The 15,897-nt window shown below is 67.8% G+C and carries 15 protein-coding genes; 8 read left to right on the top strand and 7 right to left on the bottom strand.

Annotation, left to right across the window (positions count from 1 at the left end):
* Positions 1–14 precede the first annotated feature (14 nt).
* Positions 15–980 carry a DUF4062 domain-containing protein gene (locus tag OG403_RS06355; RefSeq protein ID WP_329562120.1) on the bottom strand — a complete coding sequence of 322 codons (966 nt, stop codon included), beginning with the start codon at positions 978–980 and terminating at the stop codon, positions 15–17.
* Positions 981–1,134: 154 nt separating this feature from the next.
* Here OG403_RS06355 and OG403_RS06350 point away from each other — a divergent pair, with 154 nt between their 5' ends.
* Both OG403_RS06350 and OG403_RS06345 read left to right on the top strand, forming a co-directional pair.
* Positions 1,135–2,871, top strand: a complete 1,737-nt coding sequence (locus OG403_RS06350) for an IS1634 family transposase (protein ID WP_329562119.1) — start codon at positions 1,135–1,137, stop codon at positions 2,869–2,871.
* 238 nt (positions 2,872–3,109) lie between these two features.
* Positions 3,110–3,385: a hypothetical protein gene (locus OG403_RS06345; protein WP_329562118.1), complete on the top strand. Its 276-nt coding sequence runs from the start codon at positions 3,110–3,112 to the stop codon at positions 3,383–3,385.
* A gap of 56 nt (positions 3,386–3,441) precedes the next feature.
* Here OG403_RS06345 and OG403_RS06340 read toward each other — a convergent pair whose 3' ends face one another.
* Genes OG403_RS06340 through OG403_RS06330 form a run of 3 tightly spaced genes read right to left on the bottom strand, consistent with a single transcriptional unit; the run spans position 3,442 to position 6,539 of the window.
* The gene (locus OG403_RS06340; protein ID WP_329562117.1) at positions 3,442–5,754 is read right to left on the bottom strand and encodes an IS3 family transposase; all 2,313 of its coding nucleotides are present in this window, start codon (positions 5,752–5,754) and stop codon (positions 3,442–3,444) included.
* Between the two features lie 5 nt (positions 5,755–5,759).
* Positions 5,760–6,068, bottom strand: coding sequence for a transposase (locus tag OG403_RS06335; RefSeq protein ID WP_329561174.1), 309 nt, complete (start codon positions 6,066–6,068; stop codon positions 5,760–5,762).
* Between the two features lie 39 nt (positions 6,069–6,107).
* Positions 6,108–6,539, bottom strand: a complete 432-nt coding sequence (locus tag OG403_RS06330; RefSeq protein ID WP_329572722.1) for a hypothetical protein — start codon at positions 6,537–6,539, stop codon at positions 6,108–6,110.
* Between OG403_RS06330 and OG403_RS06325 the strand changes: the two genes are divergently transcribed.
* From OG403_RS06325 to OG403_RS06310, 4 genes are all read left to right on the top strand, one after another.
* A complete protein-coding gene (locus OG403_RS06325) occupies positions 6,471–7,763 on the top strand; it encodes a tetratricopeptide repeat protein (RefSeq protein WP_329572132.1) in 1,293 nt (430 codons plus the stop codon). The two genes, OG403_RS06330 and OG403_RS06325, sit on opposite strands and share 69 nt — an antisense overlap.
* Before the next feature lie 232 nt (positions 7,764–7,995).
* A complete protein-coding gene (locus OG403_RS06320; protein ID WP_329562116.1) occupies positions 7,996–8,247 on the top strand; it encodes a hypothetical protein in 252 nt (83 codons plus the stop codon).
* 88 nt (positions 8,248–8,335) lie between these two features.
* Positions 8,336–9,166 (top strand): IS5 family transposase, encoded by an 831-nt coding sequence (locus OG403_RS06315; protein WP_329562111.1) that lies wholly within the window; start codon positions 8,336–8,338, stop codon positions 9,164–9,166.
* Positions 9,163–9,591 (top strand): hypothetical protein, encoded by a 429-nt coding sequence (locus OG403_RS06310; protein ID WP_329562112.1) that lies wholly within the window; start codon positions 9,163–9,165, stop codon positions 9,589–9,591. Before OG403_RS06315 ends, OG403_RS06310 begins: the two co-directional genes overlap by 4 nt.
* Before the next feature lie 30 nt (positions 9,592–9,621).
* On the opposite strand, the gene OG403_RS06305 is transcribed toward OG403_RS06310, so the two are convergent.
* On the bottom strand, positions 9,622–9,888 hold the full coding sequence (locus tag OG403_RS06305; protein WP_329562113.1) for a helix-turn-helix domain-containing protein: 267 nt from the start codon (positions 9,886–9,888) through the stop codon (positions 9,622–9,624).
* Between the two features lie 152 nt (positions 9,889–10,040).
* Between OG403_RS06305 and OG403_RS06300 the strand changes: the two genes are divergently transcribed.
* Together OG403_RS06300 and OG403_RS06295 are read left to right on the top strand one after the other, a co-directional pair.
* Entirely contained in the window at positions 10,041–14,186 is a 4,146-nt protein-coding gene (locus tag OG403_RS06300) for a sacsin N-terminal ATP-binding-like domain-containing protein (RefSeq protein ID WP_329562115.1), read from the top strand.
* A complete protein-coding gene (locus OG403_RS06295; RefSeq protein WP_329562113.1) occupies positions 14,183–14,449 on the top strand; it encodes a helix-turn-helix domain-containing protein in 267 nt (88 codons plus the stop codon). Before OG403_RS06300 ends, OG403_RS06295 begins: the two co-directional genes overlap by 4 nt.
* Before the next feature lie 30 nt (positions 14,450–14,479).
* Here OG403_RS06295 and OG403_RS06290 read toward each other — a convergent pair whose 3' ends face one another.
* Both OG403_RS06290 and OG403_RS06285 read right to left on the bottom strand, forming a co-directional pair.
* Positions 14,480–14,908, bottom strand: a complete 429-nt coding sequence (locus OG403_RS06290; RefSeq protein ID WP_329562112.1) for a hypothetical protein — start codon at positions 14,906–14,908, stop codon at positions 14,480–14,482.
* Positions 14,905–15,735, bottom strand: a complete 831-nt coding sequence (locus OG403_RS06285; RefSeq protein ID WP_329562111.1) for an IS5 family transposase — start codon at positions 15,733–15,735, stop codon at positions 14,905–14,907. Before OG403_RS06285 ends, OG403_RS06290 begins: the two co-directional genes overlap by 4 nt.
* Positions 15,736–15,897 lie beyond the last annotated feature (162 nt).

The following is a 15,897-nucleotide window of genomic DNA, read 5'->3' as shown; positions in this document are numbered from 1 at the left end:
ACCATCTGCACTGGTCACGCTTCCGACGACGCAGCCAAGCCCGAGCACGCCGATCCCACTACAAACGCCGAGGCCACACTCCCCAGATGCGGTTGCAGTATTAGCCGGTGCAGTGGGTCTAGCCGATCAAGGAGCCACCCGGAGAATCGGATAGCCCGTGCCAGGGCTGCGGCGAGGTCTTCCTCGATGAGGGCAGGAATCTCGGCTCGGTACCGGTTGGTGTCCTGGCGGGCGGGCTGGACGACGCAGATGGAGCCGGTCTGATCCAGGCTGAGCGACGCGCTTCGCTGCTCAAACACCAGGACACTTCCACGGTGGGCAGCGCTGGTGCCCTCGGCGGTATCGAGAATCGGATGCTCACCAAGGAGCGCCTCGCGCTGGATGTCACGGTGTAGATCGGCCTGCCCGAGCTCGACAGGTCGGAGGATCTGCTGGTGTGGACCACCAGCCACAGCGAAGGCTAGTTGCGGTACGCCAGCGGGTTTGCGGCCGTCGGGCAAGAGGGCCCGGGCTCTCGCCAGCATTTCCGCCTCGTCGACTGGCCCTGCGGCTGTCGCGAGCTCGTAGTCGTGGAGTCCTCGCAGCACCCCGGCTGTCAGCTCTGCGGGCGAAGAGAACGAGGCCCGGAAGTGACCCGTGTTCCAGGCTTGAACCTCGTCGAGGAACGGCTGTTGCGCTGCTTCCCGAGTCACCCCGGACTCAACAAAGACGAGCACCGGCTTGCGCTCTCTCGCTTCTAGGTACTCCTCGTGAGTAGCCGAGAGCCCAGACGCTTGCGGGTATCCGTAGAGCTCGCCGATCAGCAGCACGATGAGGTCAGACTCACGGACAGCGCCGAGGCATGCCTGCTGCGGCGTCCCGGGTGACGCCGGGAAGTCCTCCGCCCGCACGACCTGGTGCCCCAGTGTCTCGACCGCATCTGCGACGGCCGCGCGATAGGCCGTGTAGCCGCTGATCAACGAGCTGATGAAGACCTTCACCCGACTTCGACAGTTGGCGGGCACACGTCCGGGTCTGATCGGGTGTTATCGCTGGTGAGCGGGCTGCGAGTGGTCTAGAGCACCTTGGTGGGCGGACATGTGCAATCCCGGTCTTCGGCTGCTGTGACCTCGGTGGATGCGGCATTCTGCGGGCATGTACGTGCGGAGGATCCAGCGCCGGAACAAGGACGGCAGCGTGGTCCGCTATGTTCAGTTGGCCACCAACTACCGTGCCAACGGCACCACGAAGGCCGAGGTGCTGCTGAACCTGGGCCGGGAGGACCGGCTCGACCTGGACTCCCTTCGCCGACTGGTCGCCTCCCTCAACCGCTACCTCGGCGATGGTGGCGAGGACGCCGCCGCGCCGCTCGCCGTGAGCGAGGACGGCCCGCTGGAGGTGGCCGCGTCCCGGGCGATCGGCGCGACCTGGCTCCTGGACGGCTTGTGGAAGCTGCTGGGCATCGACACCGCCCTGGCCAAGGTGCTGGACACACGCCACTTCCGCACCGACGTGGAACGCGCGCTGTTCGCCCTGGTCGCCAACCGCGCCATCGCCCCCGACTCCAAGCGGGCCGCCGTCGACTGGGCGACCTCGGACGTGGTGATCCCCGCGGCGGGCGAGGTCGCCGAGCAGCACGCCTACCGGGCGATGGACCTGCTCGTGAACGAGAGCACGCAGACCGCGGTGCAGGAAGCGGTGTTCTTCGCCGCCGCGAACCTGCTCGACCTGGAGGTCGATGTCGTCTTCTTCGACACCACCAGCACCTACTTCGAACGCGACACCCCCGACACCGAGGGCTCGCTTCGCCGGTTCGGGCACTCCAAGGACCACCGCCCCGACCTGCCGCAGATCGTCATCGGGCTCGCGGTCACCCGCGAAGGCATCCCGGTCCGCTGCTGGGTCTGGCCAGGCTCCACGAACGACCAGACCGTGATCGAGCAGGTCCGCGCCGACATGCGCGCCTGGCGCCTGGGCCGCGTGGTCACGGTCGTCGACTCCGGCTTCAGCTCCGAGGCGAACCTGGCCTGCCTGACCCGCGCGGGCGGCCACTACATCGCCGGCGTCAAGATGCGCGACGGCTCCGCAAAGGCCGGCGAAGCCCTCGCCCGCCAGGGCCGCTACCAGCACGTCCGCGACAACCTGCGCGTCAAGGAAGTGCGCCTGGCCTCCGATCCCACCCGCCGGTGGATCATCTGCCACAACCCGGCCGAAGCCGAACGCGACGCCACCCGACGCACCGCGCAACTCGCCGCGATCGAAGACGAGTTGACACGGATCAAGACCGCCCGCGAACAGGACGCCGCCCGAGCCCGGGCACGTGCCGCCAAGGCCGGCCTCAAGCGCGCCCCGAAACCCTCCGACGCACCGCACCGCAAGGCCGAGTGCGCCCTACGCGACCACCCCAGCCTGGGCCGCTGGCTCAAGCACCACCCCGCCACGGGGAAGCTCTCCATCGACCGGGCGAAGGTCAAGACGGAGGCCAACCTGGACGGCAAGTACCTGCTCGCCACCTCCGACCCCGACCTCACACCCGAGGACGTCGCACTCGGCTACAAGAACCTGCTGGAAGCCGAACGCGCCTTCCGAACCATGAAAAGCACCCTCAACCTGCGGCCGGTCTACCACCGCGTCGACGAGCGCATCCGCGCCCACGTGCTGCTCTGCTGGCTCGCCCTGCTGCTGGTCCGCGTCGCCGAACGCCGCACCGGCACCACCTGGCGCACCATCAGGAACGAGCTCGGCCGCCTGCACCAGGTCACCCTCACCGGCCCCGCCGGCAGCCTCCGTCAGCTCACCGAGCCCACCGACCTGCAGACACAGATCTTCAAGGACTGCGGCATCCCGATGCCGCCAAAGACGGACGGCCTGGAACCCGCGATCACGCGCTGACCAGGCCAAACATCCTCCGGGAGCGTGGGCACACGCCCCCTCACCCCCGCACTGCCCAAAACCCCAGCTCAACCCCATGATCACGGGCACTTACATGCCCACCAACTGTCGAAGTCGGGCTTCACAGTCTTCATTGTGGCCCAGGACAGGACCGCACGCTGGCGCTGCAGCCGGGTGGCCGAGCGTTCAAGCCGGTGGTGGGCGCCGGTGGTGAAGCCGGTAGCCGTTCAGTCGGCTCATGTTTATCGTGAATCAGGTTGGCACCGCAGTCGGTGACACAGCCACTGGCGCGCGTCCGCTGGTCCGTGCCCAGCGCCTTCCCGAGGGCACGATTCACCTCGCCGCGGCCGGTCTCCTCCGGATCCACTTGGTCGCCCAGGCCTTGGCCGGCACTGAGGATGCCGACCGGCATCGTCTGACGGGAGAAGATGCTCAGCAGTTGTTCGGGGTGCTTCATCTGGATGTTGTCGGTCCCGGGCAGTGGGCGCGGCTCTTCCACTCCGGCACCAGGTGAGGTTGGCCGCTGTGCGCAGTGGGGACAGGCACCGATCGACGGCAGATTTGAATCGATCAGGTGAGCGCGCTCGCCTCCGGAGAACCGATGTTCTGGTTGGGCCCGGCGGACCGCGTGGCGTCAATGGGTGCTGCGGGGGCGGTCAGCACGAAGGATTGGTAGCGCCAGTTCTGTGCGACAGCGTGCGCTTCGGCTATGACGCTTGCGATCGAGGGCATGTCGGCGTCCGGATCCAACATCGCGGCGCGGATCTTCTGCTCGAGGACGGGCCACAAAGCCTCGGCGAGCTTTGTCTTGGACACCTCGGGCTTCCACCTGCCGCTCGCTGTGCCGGCTTGGAGGTCCAATCGGCCGGTTTCCCAGATGCGCTTGATGTCCTTGCCCTTGGCGCGCCAGTAGGCGAGCGCTTCTTCGAGCTCGTCTGTGGACCAGCCGTCGCACGTTTCATGAACTTCCGTGATCCCGTTCGCCAGCTCTGCGTCAGTGAAGTGCTCGAACTCGTAGCAGGACTGCGTCCAGGTCCGAATGCTGACGAGTTGGTTCAGCTCCTCTTCACTCGCTTCCGCGCCTTGTGCCGTCAGGACGTCCTTGATCTCGTTTAGGATCTGCTGTCTCGTCTTCTCCGCGTTCTCGGTGCTGTACTTGCCTTCGGGATCGGTCGCGATCATGAAACGAGCGGGCGGCTTGATGACCCACCAGAACCGACCGCTCTCGTCCTTGCGTGCGACGAGCGGGGCCGCCGCGAGGGCGCCGACCTTGACGGGGTCCGTGTCTACGCCGCTCAGCTTCATGAACCGGACGAGCTCTGGAGCCTTCGCGTAGCCGAGCGTGGTCCAGACCCTGGGCGCGTGCCGTTCTTCGGTGTAGCCCTCGACGGCGAGTACGACACGCGGGTGAGGGGAGATGCCCGCGTCCATCAGGTTCTGATCCAGCGTGTCGCGCCGGTAGCTGAGCCGCTCGTGGAGCGGGTGCCACCCGAGGCGAGGCTCGATCGAAGGCAGCGGGTCGGCCAGCCCCTGGGCAGCGAGGTCCTCGTAGAAGCGCAGCAGGATCTCGGCAGTCTCGCGCAGGTCCATGGCCGAGAGCGCGGCGTCTTTAAGGTGCTTCCAGGAGTCCCGCGGTGCACGCCGAAGGATCTGGCTCCACGGGCCTTGGACAGGCTCGATGTGGTGTGCGGCTATCAGCAGCATCTCCGCGTCCATTCGGGCCTGCTCCGCCGAATAGCCGAGGTGCCTACTGACGGCGGCTGGGTCGAAGGTCGTGCGGTAGTGGTCATACTGGGCCGGCTCGGCGTTGATAAGCCGGATTCGCTCGGGGTCGAGGACGGGCAGGTACCGCGCCTCGAGGGCCGCAGCCATCAGGGCGATACGCCGGTATCGTGCAGCGCTGTCGACCACCCAGGGCTCCTGCGCAGGGAGGCGCGGGATCAGCCTGAAGTTCCCCCCTGATCTTGGACAGCGGGTGCTTACGCTGCGGGGGGTGAAGTCGTGCTGCAGCCTGGCTCGGGTTTCGAGTGGGGTGAGGTACCCGAACTCGGGGTGCCTGCGGAGCCTGGTGCGGTTGTATTCGACTTCGATGAAGCGGAAGACGTCGGCTCGGGCCGCTTCCCGGCTGTCCCAGACGGTGGTGCCGATCTCCGCTTTCAGCAAGCCGAAGAAGCTCTCGGCTGCGGCGTTATCGTAACATATGCCGGTTCGCCCCATACTCTGTCTCAGGTTCAACTTCCTTATCTCCTGGCGGAATTCGCTACTCGTATACTCGCTGCCGCGGTCGGTGTGCATGATGCAGCCCGGCTTCAGGCCGCCCCGGCCGGCGGCCATTTTCAGGGCGTCGGTGACCAGTTCGGCGCGGTGGTGGTCGGCCATCGCGTACCCGATCACCTCGCGGGTCGCCAGGTCGATGACCGTGGCCAGATACCACCAGCCCTCGATCGTGGGCAGATATGTGATGTCGCCGACGAGCTTCGTACCGGGCCGCTTCGCGGTGAAGTCGCGGCCGATCAGGTCGGGGGCCGGGGCGGCCTTGGTGTCCTGTTTCGTCAGGTGGCGGCGCCTGCGGCGGGTGATACCCCGGATGTCGCGCTCGCGCATGATCCGCTCGACCTTCTTCCGGTTGATCGCACGGCCCGTCCGCCGCAGTGCGGCGTGCACGCGCGGGACGCCGTAGGCTCCGCGCGAGGAGGCGTGGATCTCCCTTATCTCCTGGGCCAGTTCGTCTTCTGCCCGCTGCCGCTCGGCGGCGGCCGGCCGACTGGCGAGCCAGGCGTAGTAGCTGGTGCGCGGGAGCTTCAGAACCCGGCACAACAGCGCGACACTGAAGCCGTCAGGTCTGTCCTCGGCAGCCCTCTCCGCGTCGATGAAGCGGCACAACGTGCCTACTTCATCGTCTCCTTCGCGAAGAAGGCCGCGGCTTTTTTCAAGATCTCGATCGTCTGCTGCTGTTCCCGGTTCTCCCTGCGCAGCCGCTGGAGCTCGTCCTTCTCCGCCGTCGTCAGCGCGCCTGGCGCCCCCTCGCCGCGGTCGACCTTCGCCTGTTTCACCCAGCCGCGAAGCCCCTCCGGACTCACGCCCAGCTCCCGGGCGATATCGGTGACGTTCCGATGGGGCGAGGACCGGACGAGCGCGATCGCGTCCCGCTTGAACTCCGCCGTGTACCGCTTGCTCATGTTGCTCTTGCCACTCACTACCTGGACTGCTTCCTCCGGGACTCAACCGTCCCAGTATCAAGCTGTCCAGATCAACGGGGGAACTTCAGGAGCGTCCGTGGCCTGTGGCAGGACGGTGCCCACCCGGTACTGTTCCGCGCTGGCCGCAGTCTTGGAGAGAGTGGCCAGGTCGAGGCCGCGATCGCGCACTTCGAACGTTTGGCAGACGCGGCGGGCGAGAATCTGGGCGCTGACCATCCCCACAGCTTTGCCAGCCAGCACGAGGTTGCTTTCTGGCGAGGGCAGATGGGTGATATGACAGGCACTCTCGCCGCATATGAGCGGTTGCTCGTCAACCGGCTGCGCGTCCAAGGCCTTGACCATCCTGACACCCTCACCACCCGCAATGAGATTGCCTACTGGCGGGGAGCGGTAGGGGATGTGGCAGCCGCTGCCAGCGCTACAGAGGAACTGCTGGCCGACCAGGTTCGGGTCCTCGGTCCTGATCACCCTCGAACTCTCAGCACCCGCGCGAACCTCGCCGGCCAGCGAGGTCAGATGGGGGATGTGGCCGCAGCCAGCGCCGCGTACGAGGATCTGCTGGACGACCGGCTTCGGGTCCTGGGCGCCGACCACCCAGACACCCTCGCCACCCGCGCCGAGATTGCCCACTGGCGGGCGGAATCGGGGGATCTTGGAGGCGCCGCCGTCGCTTATGAGGAGGTGCTGGCTGATCGGCTGCGGGTTCTGGGCCCTGACCACCCTGACACGCTCACCACCCGCAACAATCTCGGCGCGATCCAGGGCTATGCCGGCGATACGGCTGGTGCCGTGTTCGTTTTCGAGGCGCTACTCAAAGAGCTAGGACGAGTGCTCGGACCTGACCATCCGCATACCCTCACCACTCGCGGCAACCTTGCCTTCTGGCGGGGAGAGGCCGGGGACCTGGAAGGCGCCGCCGCTGCGTACAAGGAGCTGTTCGTTGACCGGCTGCGTGTCCTGGGCGCGGACCACCCAGACACCCTCAGCAGCCGCAGCGATCAAGCTGCGATGCGAGGGGAAGCGGGGGATGCTACTGGTGCCGTATCCGCTTTTGAGGAGCTGCTGGATGACCGGCTGCGGGTCCTGGGTCCTGACCATCCCGATACCCTCGCCACCCGTAGTAACCTCGCGGGCTGGCGGGGAGAAGCGGGGGATGTGGCCGGCGCCGCTACAGCTACTGAGGAGTTGTTGGGCGACCAGATGCGCATCCTCGGTCCTGACCACCCCGATACTCTCGTGACTCGCAACAACCTGGCCGGCTGGCGGGGAGAGGCCGGGGATGCAGCTGCGGCCGTGACCGCCTATGAGGAACTGCTGGCCGTCCAAGTACGCATTCTCGGTCCTGACCACCCGGGTACTCTCGCGACTCGCAACAACCTCGCAGGCTGGCGAGGAGAGGCGGGAGACGCGGCAGGTGCCGCTGCCGAGTATGAGGAGGTGTTGGCTGACCGGCTCCGTATCCTCGGCCCTGATCACCCCGACACCCTCGCGACCCGAAGCAACCTTGGTGCCTGGCGTGGCCACGCCGGGGATGGGGAGGCGGCCGCTACGGCGTTCAAAGAACTGCTGGCCGATATGCTGCGCGTCCTGGGTCCCTCGCACCCCACAACCCTCAACGCCCTCTCCCAGCTTGCCTATTGGAAGAAAAAGCGGCAGGAGCTTGGTGAATTCCGTGAAAAGGGGAGCTACTGACGACTCTGGCCGGACGGGCGCTCGAAGCTGCCTGCGCAGAAGCCTATACAGCCACATTGCGACCGCGGTAGGGGAGGCAGGTAGAGGCGAGCCGATTTCACCCGTTCGAGTGACGATGGTGGGTGCAGGGCCGCTATCGCCCTCCGGCGGAGGGAACTGGTTCGCCAGAGCCACGCAGGTGGTAGCGCGGAATCCCAGACGCAGTGTCAGATCAGTTACCTAGCATAAGCGCTTGAGATCAATCGATTCAACAGCAGCGGCCGTGTCGGCGGCAGACCGGCTCTTCGACGGCTATGGCCGCGAGCCAGGGCTGGTCGTACCCGAGCCGGAGGGTGCGGAGGCGGCGCGGGCAGCCGTTACCCGCTTGGGTGAGCGGTTCGCGGCGTTGCCCGGTATGGTCCAGCACGTCCTGGACCGTTCGGGCGCGCACGCTGCCAACCTCTCGGACGATCCGTTGCAAGGCCTCTCTGAGTGGGCGGAATGAGAGATTAAGTCCGTTCTGTCGTCGCCTGAACGTGTGGCCTTGCTACCTCTGGCAGGTCGCGGGGCTGGCGCCGTGCTGAGGTGACTGCGTGAGCGACCGCAAGCCCTACAAGAGCGACTTGTCCGACGAACGCTGGGCGCTGATCGAGCCGGTGATCACCTCGTGGAAGGTCCAGCATCCCTCGGTCAGCGGCCACGAAGGCCGCTACGAGATGCGGGAGATCGTCAACGCGCTGCTCTACCAGTCCCGGACCGGCTGCCAGTGGGACTACCTCCCGCACGACCTGCCACCCGCCGGCGCGGTGAAGTACTACTTCTACACGTGGCGCAATGACGGCACCGACCAGGTCATTCATGACCTGCTGCGCTGGCAGGTCCGCGAGAAGAGGGGCCGATTAGCCGACCCCAGCCTGGTGGTGCTCGACACCCAGAGCCTGCACGCGGCGGCCGGGGTGCCGGCCAAGACGACGGGACGCGACGTGGCGAAGAAGGTGCCCGGCCGCAAGCGGGGCCTTGCCGTGGACGTGCTGGGCCTGGTGATCGCCGTGGTCGTGCTGGCCGCCTCCGTCCACGACAACGCCTTCGGCACCGCCCTGCTCGACAAGGTCGCAGTAGCCAGTGGCGACACCGTGACGAAGGCCCTGGTGGACCAGGGGTTCAAGAAGACCGTTGTGGACCACGGCAAGCAGGTGGGCATCGACGTCGAAATCGTCGAACGCAACCCTGCCGAGACCGGGTTCGTCCCGCAGCCGATCCGGTGGCGGGTGGAGCAGACGAACGGGATCTTGATGCTGCACCGGCGACTGGTACGTGACTACGAGCACCGCCCCGCCTCGGCCGAGTCCCGGGTCTACTGGGCGATAAGCGACGTGATGACCCGTCGGCTGACCGGCGGCGCGATGTCATGGCGCGGCGCGTGACCAGCGGGGACCTGACCCTGGGGGCGGTGCTGGTGCGTCTGGAGAAGCGCGAGCGAGAGATCGCCGCGCAGGCCGAAGAGACCCGCGAGCAGATCACGCGGCTCATCGCCGTGCTGGACGAGCTCGATCGGGCCGCCGAGGAAGTGCGGATCACCCGCAAGACGCTGCTGGGGCTGCCCGACCCGGACCCGCCCGCGCCGTCGGCGTCCGCCCCGCAGGTGCCGGACGGGGCGGCCTACCAGGAAATCATGGTGGTGTTCGCCCAGGCAGACGGTCCGCTGCGCGCGCGGGGCGTGTGCGAGGCGATGGACCTGGACCCGGCTCCGAACAACATCAACAACGTCCGTTTGAAGCTCAAGCGCCTGACCGGGCGCAACATCCTGGCAGAGCCCGAACCGGGCCTGTTCGCCCTGCCGCGACCGTAGCCGTCCGGCAAGCAGGCCTGACCAGCGCGCCTACTTGAGGCCTGAGCTCGAATCGGCCGATGACACAAGGCCCGTCGCCTCGGACGGCGTGGCCTTGATGCTCCCCGGAGCCCAGCCGAGGACTTCCTCGAACGTTCGGGCCACGGTCGGAGTGGGCAGGCCCGCGCGGTCGCGTTCGAAGGTCCTGATGGTCGCGTGACTCAGCCAGGTACGTCGTGCGAGCTCGCGCTCCGAGATGCCTTCGGCCTCACGGAACTCGACGAGGGCTCGCGCCAGTCGTGCCGATTCCTCACTCATGACCGCAGTATGCCGCTGAGCCCCGGCTGGGACAGCCCTCTGTCCCGATCCCAGGCCGCGAGGGCAGTGGGAGGCCCGCGAACTGCCCTGTCCTGCAGGTCAATCCCGCGACAGGGATAAGTCGGGCGAATCCTTGCGTACCGCCCTCTGAGGTGGTGCAGAACGCCGAGGACCTCCGTGCTTCCGAGCTGCGGATCCTCGTTCGGCAGGGAGAACTTCTGCTGGCGCACAACGGCGCCTCTGTACGGCTGCCTGATGTGCTGGCGCTCGCCACGCCGTGGCTGACCACCAAGGCGGAGGATGCCGAAGCGACCGGCCGATTTGGGATCGGGCTGATGACCCTCAGGGCGATCTCGCCGGTGCTGGAGGTCCACTGCGGCCACTATCACGCCCAGTTCGGCGATCCCACGATTAGCGTCGTCGACGCCCTGACGGTACCGCCCGAATTTGCGAGCCAGGACTGGACCGTCCTCAGGATTCCACTCACGGAGACCAGCTCGGCAGCCGACAGCATCGTGACAGCCGACGACATCGATCGCTGGTTGGGCGACTGGAGCGACAGCGCGCTGCTGTTCCTTCGGTACGTCACCCGGATCGTTCTCTACGACGCCGATCTGCGCACCCGGCGTGAGCTGCGTCTGGAACGAGGCCGGGAAACGGGAGGTGTCCTGCGGGTCGCCGGGGACCGGCAGCCGGTCCGCCGGCAGAGCGCTGTATCGGGGGATGGCACACGTTGGATGCGCTTCACGGCAGTTGTGCCGACCCCGCAGGGCGTCTCCCGCGCTTACAAGGCCACGGCTGAGACGATCACGGTGTCGGTCGCCATCCCTCGCGGCGGCACGTCGCGGGGCCACGTGCATGTTGGCCTGCCGGTGGTCGCAACCGGGCTCCCGCTCAGGGTGAGCGCGCCATTCGACCCCGTCCCGAGTCGCCGAGGTATCGCCGACAACGCCTGGAACCGCGCACTCGCAGACATCGTGGCGGAGCTGTGGACAGCCGTGGTTCTGCGGATGTTCTCCCAGTCGCCCAAGCAGGCATGGCAGGTGATGCCACTTGACCTAACTGACCAGTCGCCCTCCCCGCTCGTCACCAGGCTGGAGGCCGTGATCACGGAGCAGGCTCGGACCGAGGTGTCCCGGCGCCTGACCCTGGCGGTGCCGGGCGGCCACGAGCCCTTGGGTCTGGCCGACCTGGCACTTGAGGAAGCGGAGCTCACGTCGGTACTCACCTGCGCCGAGGTGGCTCAGGTGGCGGGCTGCCCCGCCGCCCTGCCGGACTCGGCCCGGGACGCGGCCGGGCGCTGGCGAGCCGTCCTAGCCGATTGGTCGGAGGCGGGTGGGAAGTGCCCGGTGCCGGTCAGCGTGGCCGATGCCATGGTGCTGCTTAATGACCAGGCTCGTTCACCCGAGGCGACCCTCGCCCTCGCCGCAGTCTGCCTCGAGGACGGCTGGTCCGCTGGACGGCTCACGGACTACCGCTGGATCATCGACGACCAGGGCGCCCGGCACCGGCCGCCAGGCGAATCGGCCGCCTGGGTCTTCGCCGAGCCGAGCGGTGAGCTCGCCGAGATCCTGGGCATTGCTCGCCGGCTCCACCCCGCGTACCGGGGCACCTCGCCGGAGGCGCAAGGCACCCGGGCCTGGCTGCGCCGACACGGCGCGCTGCTCACCGGCTCCGGCTCGACCGCCGTCATCCGGCGCCTCGCAGCAGTCGGCGCCGCAGGCCGGCAGCTGAGCCCTGAGGCGCTCTCGGACGAACAGGTGAAGAGCCTCCGGGACGGCTTCGTCGCGATTCCGGACGCCGAGCGTCCAGGGCTTGGGCGTGATGTCGGGCGGGCAGTCCTGCTGGAGGCATACCAGTACGACAGTGATGGGAAGCCCCGTACTGTGGCAGCGAGTCCGGCGGACGCGTACCTGCCGCGGGCTCTCGACTCCACCGACCGCGACGGCTTCGCGTTCGCCGCCGGGGCGACCCCCGGCACGACCTGGCTGCGCTCGCGGTATGCGGAGGTCCTGCAAGGCAGCGGCACCGGACTTGGCGCCACCCGGTTCATGCGCCTGCTTGGCGCGGCATCGGCGCCGCGGCTGCGCCCGCATCCGTCCCGCTCGTATCGCTTCTCCCAAGCGGCGAGAGGCGTGCCGCGATGGCTTGAGGACAACTCGTCCAAGCGGTTCGAAGACCTGCTCAGGCTGCGAGCGACCTACACCCTCGAGGACTACGACAGCCCCGATCTTCAGGCCGTCGCCGAGCACATCGCAAGCGAATCCGACGCCGCCCTGCGGCGCAGCCGTGCGGTGGCGCTCGTCGACGTGCTGGCGCGCGCCTGGCAGGCAAACTACGCGGACCACGCCGAGGTGGAGGCGGTCAGCGACTACTACACCTGGCAGAAGGAAGGGACGACGGCCGCGTCTTGGCTCTGGCGGCTGCGCGAGACGAAGTGGCTGGAGGATGAACAGGCTGAATTGCGCAGCCCGTTGGAGCTTCGCCTGCGGACCAGGAGCACTGCGGTGGTCTACGGGAACGACGGGGCGAAGTACCTCCATCACGCCATCCAGGGCCCGCTCGACAGTCGCGCCGAGGTCTTGGAAGCCCTGGGCGTTGCCGGTGACGCCAGCGTGTCGGACCTGATCGCGCGGCTGGTCACGCTGCGCGATTCACCGGGCAGGTCGGGGCCGGAGATTGAGTTGGACACGGCGGCCACAGCGACAATCGTCTACAGCGCGCTCGCCCAACGGCTGCCCACTGCCACCCGCGATGTCAAGGAGCTAACGGAGATTCAGCGGGCCTTCGATAGAGACAACGGGCTGATCCTCACTCAGTCTGGCTGGCGCAAGCCAGCCGAGTGTCTCCAGGGCCCGCCCATCTTCGGCCGACTCCGCGACTTCGCGCCGGTGCTACCGGAGGGCGACCTGCTATGGAGCAGGCTCGGCGTGAAGCTCCCGAGCGCGGACGACGCCTGCGCGGTCATCCGAGACGTCGCCCGCACCGAGAACGCCAACCGACGAGCGGAGCCAGACGCCGCAACCCACGCTGTCCTCCTGGAGAGCCTGAACTTGCTCGCACGAGAGGCAACCCGCGAGGGCGGCCGGCCTTCATCCGAGGCCCGCCCCACGAGACTCCCACTGTGGACGAGTATGGGATGGACGGGGAAACGCCCGGTCTATGCGGTCCAAGACCCGTCGATCGCGGATGCACTCGCCCCCCAGCTGCCGGTATGGCGCCCCGGCGCAGAACTCCAGAGCTTCCAGCCACTGCTGGAGGTCCTGCGGATCACCCAGCTCGAGATGGGCGACATGGTCGTAAAGCCGTCCCCACTCGCTCAGGTCGACCTGTATGGGACTCACCTGGCCCGGGAGGCAGTGGCGCTCCTGCGCGAGGACCTGCAGCGCAACTCACCGGCCATCGCGACGGCTCTCACCTGCTCATGGGCTGAACTGAGCGAGCTGACCGTCCAGGTCGATCCGGACCTGCGCCGGGTGATCAAGCTGCCCCTCGACGGACAGACTGTCGAGGTCACGGCGAACGCGGCGATCGATCGCGACGCCGGCGTCTTCTACGTCCGCGAGATCGACCTGCTCGCACGTCCGAGCACGGCGGGCCGGGCGATCGCCGGACAGTTCACCAGAGGCCAGCGTGAGGTGGCGAACGCCTGGCCAGCAGCCTGGGACCAGGCCCAAGCCGGCGCGCGACCCATCGATCTGGACCTGGCAGCCCAGCAGACACAACGTCAGCAGGAGGCGGCCGACGCCGTTCGTCAACAACGGCTGCGTGAGCTGGCGGAGGAGGCTTCTGTCCGCCGGGAGAAGCTGACGCCGAAACCGAGCCTGCCGGCGCAGGGAGGCACAGCCGCCAGTTCGTCGGCAGTCACCTGGACCAGTCAGCCGCCACGGGCCCTGGTCGACCCGAACCGTCTCGTCCTGGAGGAGCCGCAGGGGCGGGTGACCGGCAGCCCCACTGCGGCCCCCGCCACAAGCAGTCCGAGCGAGCCGCGCACCCGAGCTGTCCTACCACAGCCCCGGCAGCATTCCGCAGCCACCGTCCGGCGCACCGGGCCCAGGTCGTTCACCACACTGGAGCAGGAGAAGGTGGCGCTGGATCTTGTCCGAAGGGCGCTCAGCCGGGACGATGACGACCTCCGCGACCTGAGAGGGCGGTACGCAAGGATTCGCCCGACTTATCCCTGTCGCGGGATTGACCTGCAGGACAGGGCAGTTCGCGGGCCTCCCACTGCCCTCGCGGCCTGGGATCGGGACAGAGGGCTGTCCCAGCCGGGGCTCAGCGGCATACTGCGGTCATGAGTGAGGAATCGGCACGACTGGCGCGAGCCCTCGTCGAGTTCCGTGAGGCCGAAGGCATCTCGGAGCGCGAGCTCGCACGACGTACCTGGCTGAGTCACGCGACCATCAGGACCTTCGAACGCGACCGCGCGGGCCTGCCCACTCCGACCGTGGCCCGAACGTTCGAGGAAGTCCTCGGCTGGGCTCCGGGGAGCATCAAGGCCACGCCGTCCGAGGCGACGGGCCTTGTGTCATCGGCCGATTCGAGCTCAGGCCTCAAGTAGGCGCGCTGGTCAGGCCTGCTTGCCGGACGGCTACGGTCGCGGCAGGGCGAACAGGCCCGGTTCGGGCTCTGCCAGGATGTTGCGCCCGGTCAGGCGCTTGAGCTTCAAACGGACGTTGTTGATGTTGTTCGGAGCCGGGTCCAGGTCCATCGCCTCGCACACGCCCCGCGCGCGCAGCGGACCGTCTGCCTGGGCGAACACCACCATGATTTCCTGGTAGGCCGCCCCGTCCGGCACCTGCGGGGCGGACGCCGACGGCGCGGGCGGGTCCGGGTCGGGCAGCCCCAGCAGCGTCTTGCGGGTGATCCGCACTTCCTCGGCGGCCCGATCGAGCTCGTCCAGCACGGCGATGAGCCGCGTGATCTGCTCGCGGGTCTCTTCGGCCTGCGCGGCGATCTCTCGCTCGCGCTTCTCCAGACGCACCAGCACCGCCCCCAGGGTCAGGTCCCCGCTGGTCACGCGCCGCGCCATGACATCGCGCCGCCGGTCAGCCGACGGGTCATCACGTCGCTTATCGCCCAGTAGACCCGGGACTCGGCCGAGGCGGGGCGGTGCTCGTAGTCACGTACCAGTCGCCGGTGCAGCATCAAGATCCCGTTCGTCTGCTCCACCCGCCACCGGATCGGCTGCGGGACGAACCCGGTCTCGGCAGGGTTGCGTTCGACGATTTCGACGTCGATGCCCACCTGCTTGCCGTGGTCCACAACGGTCTTCTTGAACCCCTGGTCCACCAGGGCCTTCGTCACGGTGTCGCCACTGGCTACTGCGACCTTGTCGAGCAGGGCGGTGCCGAAGGCGTTGTCGTGGACGGAGGCGGCCAGCACGACCACGGCGATCACCAGGCCCAGCACGTCCACGGCAAGGCCCCGCTTGCGGCCGGGCACCTTCTTCGCCACGTCGCGTCCCGTCGTCTTGGCCGGCACCCCGGCCGCCGCGTGCAGGCTCTGGGTGTCGAGCACCACCAGGCTGGGGTCGGCTAATCGGCCCCTCTTCTCGCGGACCTGCCAGCGCAGCAGGTCATGAATGACCTGGTCGGTGCCGTCATTGCGCCACGTGTAGAAGTAGTACTTCACCGCGCCGGCGGGTGGCAGGTCGTGCGGGAGGTAGTCCCACTGGCAGCCGGTCCGGGACTGGTAGAGCAGCGCGTTGACGATCTCCCGCATCTCGTAGCGGCCTTCGTGGCCGCTGACCGAGGGATGCTGGACCTTCCACGAGGTGATCACCGGCTCGATCAGCGCCCAGCGTTCGTCGGACAAGTCGCTCTTGTAGGGCTTGCGGTCGCTCACGCAGTCACCTCAGCACGGCGCCAGCCCCGCGACCTGCCAGAGGTAGCAAGGCCACACGTTCAGGCGACGACAGAACGGACTTAATCTCTCATTCCGCCCACTAAGGGCCGTTTGACGAGGTGCTAGCCGGTACCATGGCTAGATGTTCTGACAGGTAGTAGG

Origin of the sequence: Kitasatospora sp. NBC_01266, assembly GCF_036242395.1 — a bacterium.
In the GTDB taxonomy this organism is placed as follows: domain Bacteria; phylum Actinomycetota; class Actinomycetes; order Streptomycetales; family Streptomycetaceae; genus Kitasatospora.
This window is presented reverse-complemented; position numbering and strand designations above follow the sequence as displayed.

What these genes read in the sequence shown, in the direction of transcription:
- OG403_RS06350 (WP_329562119.1), top strand. Translation starts at nt 1,135, where the DNA reads ATGTACGTGCGGAGGATCCAGCGCCGGAACAAGGACGGCAGCGTGGTC.
- OG403_RS06295 (WP_329562113.1), top strand. Translation starts at nt 14,183, where the DNA reads ATGAGTGAGGAATCGGCACGACTGGCGCGAGCCCTCGTCGAGTTCCGT.
- OG403_RS06345 (WP_329562118.1), top strand. Translation starts at nt 3,110, where the DNA reads ATGTTTATCGTGAATCAGGTTGGCACCGCAGTCGGTGACACAGCCACT.
- OG403_RS06305 (WP_329562113.1), bottom strand. Translation starts at nt 9,888, where the DNA reads ATGAGTGAGGAATCGGCACGACTGGCGCGAGCCCTCGTCGAGTTCCGT.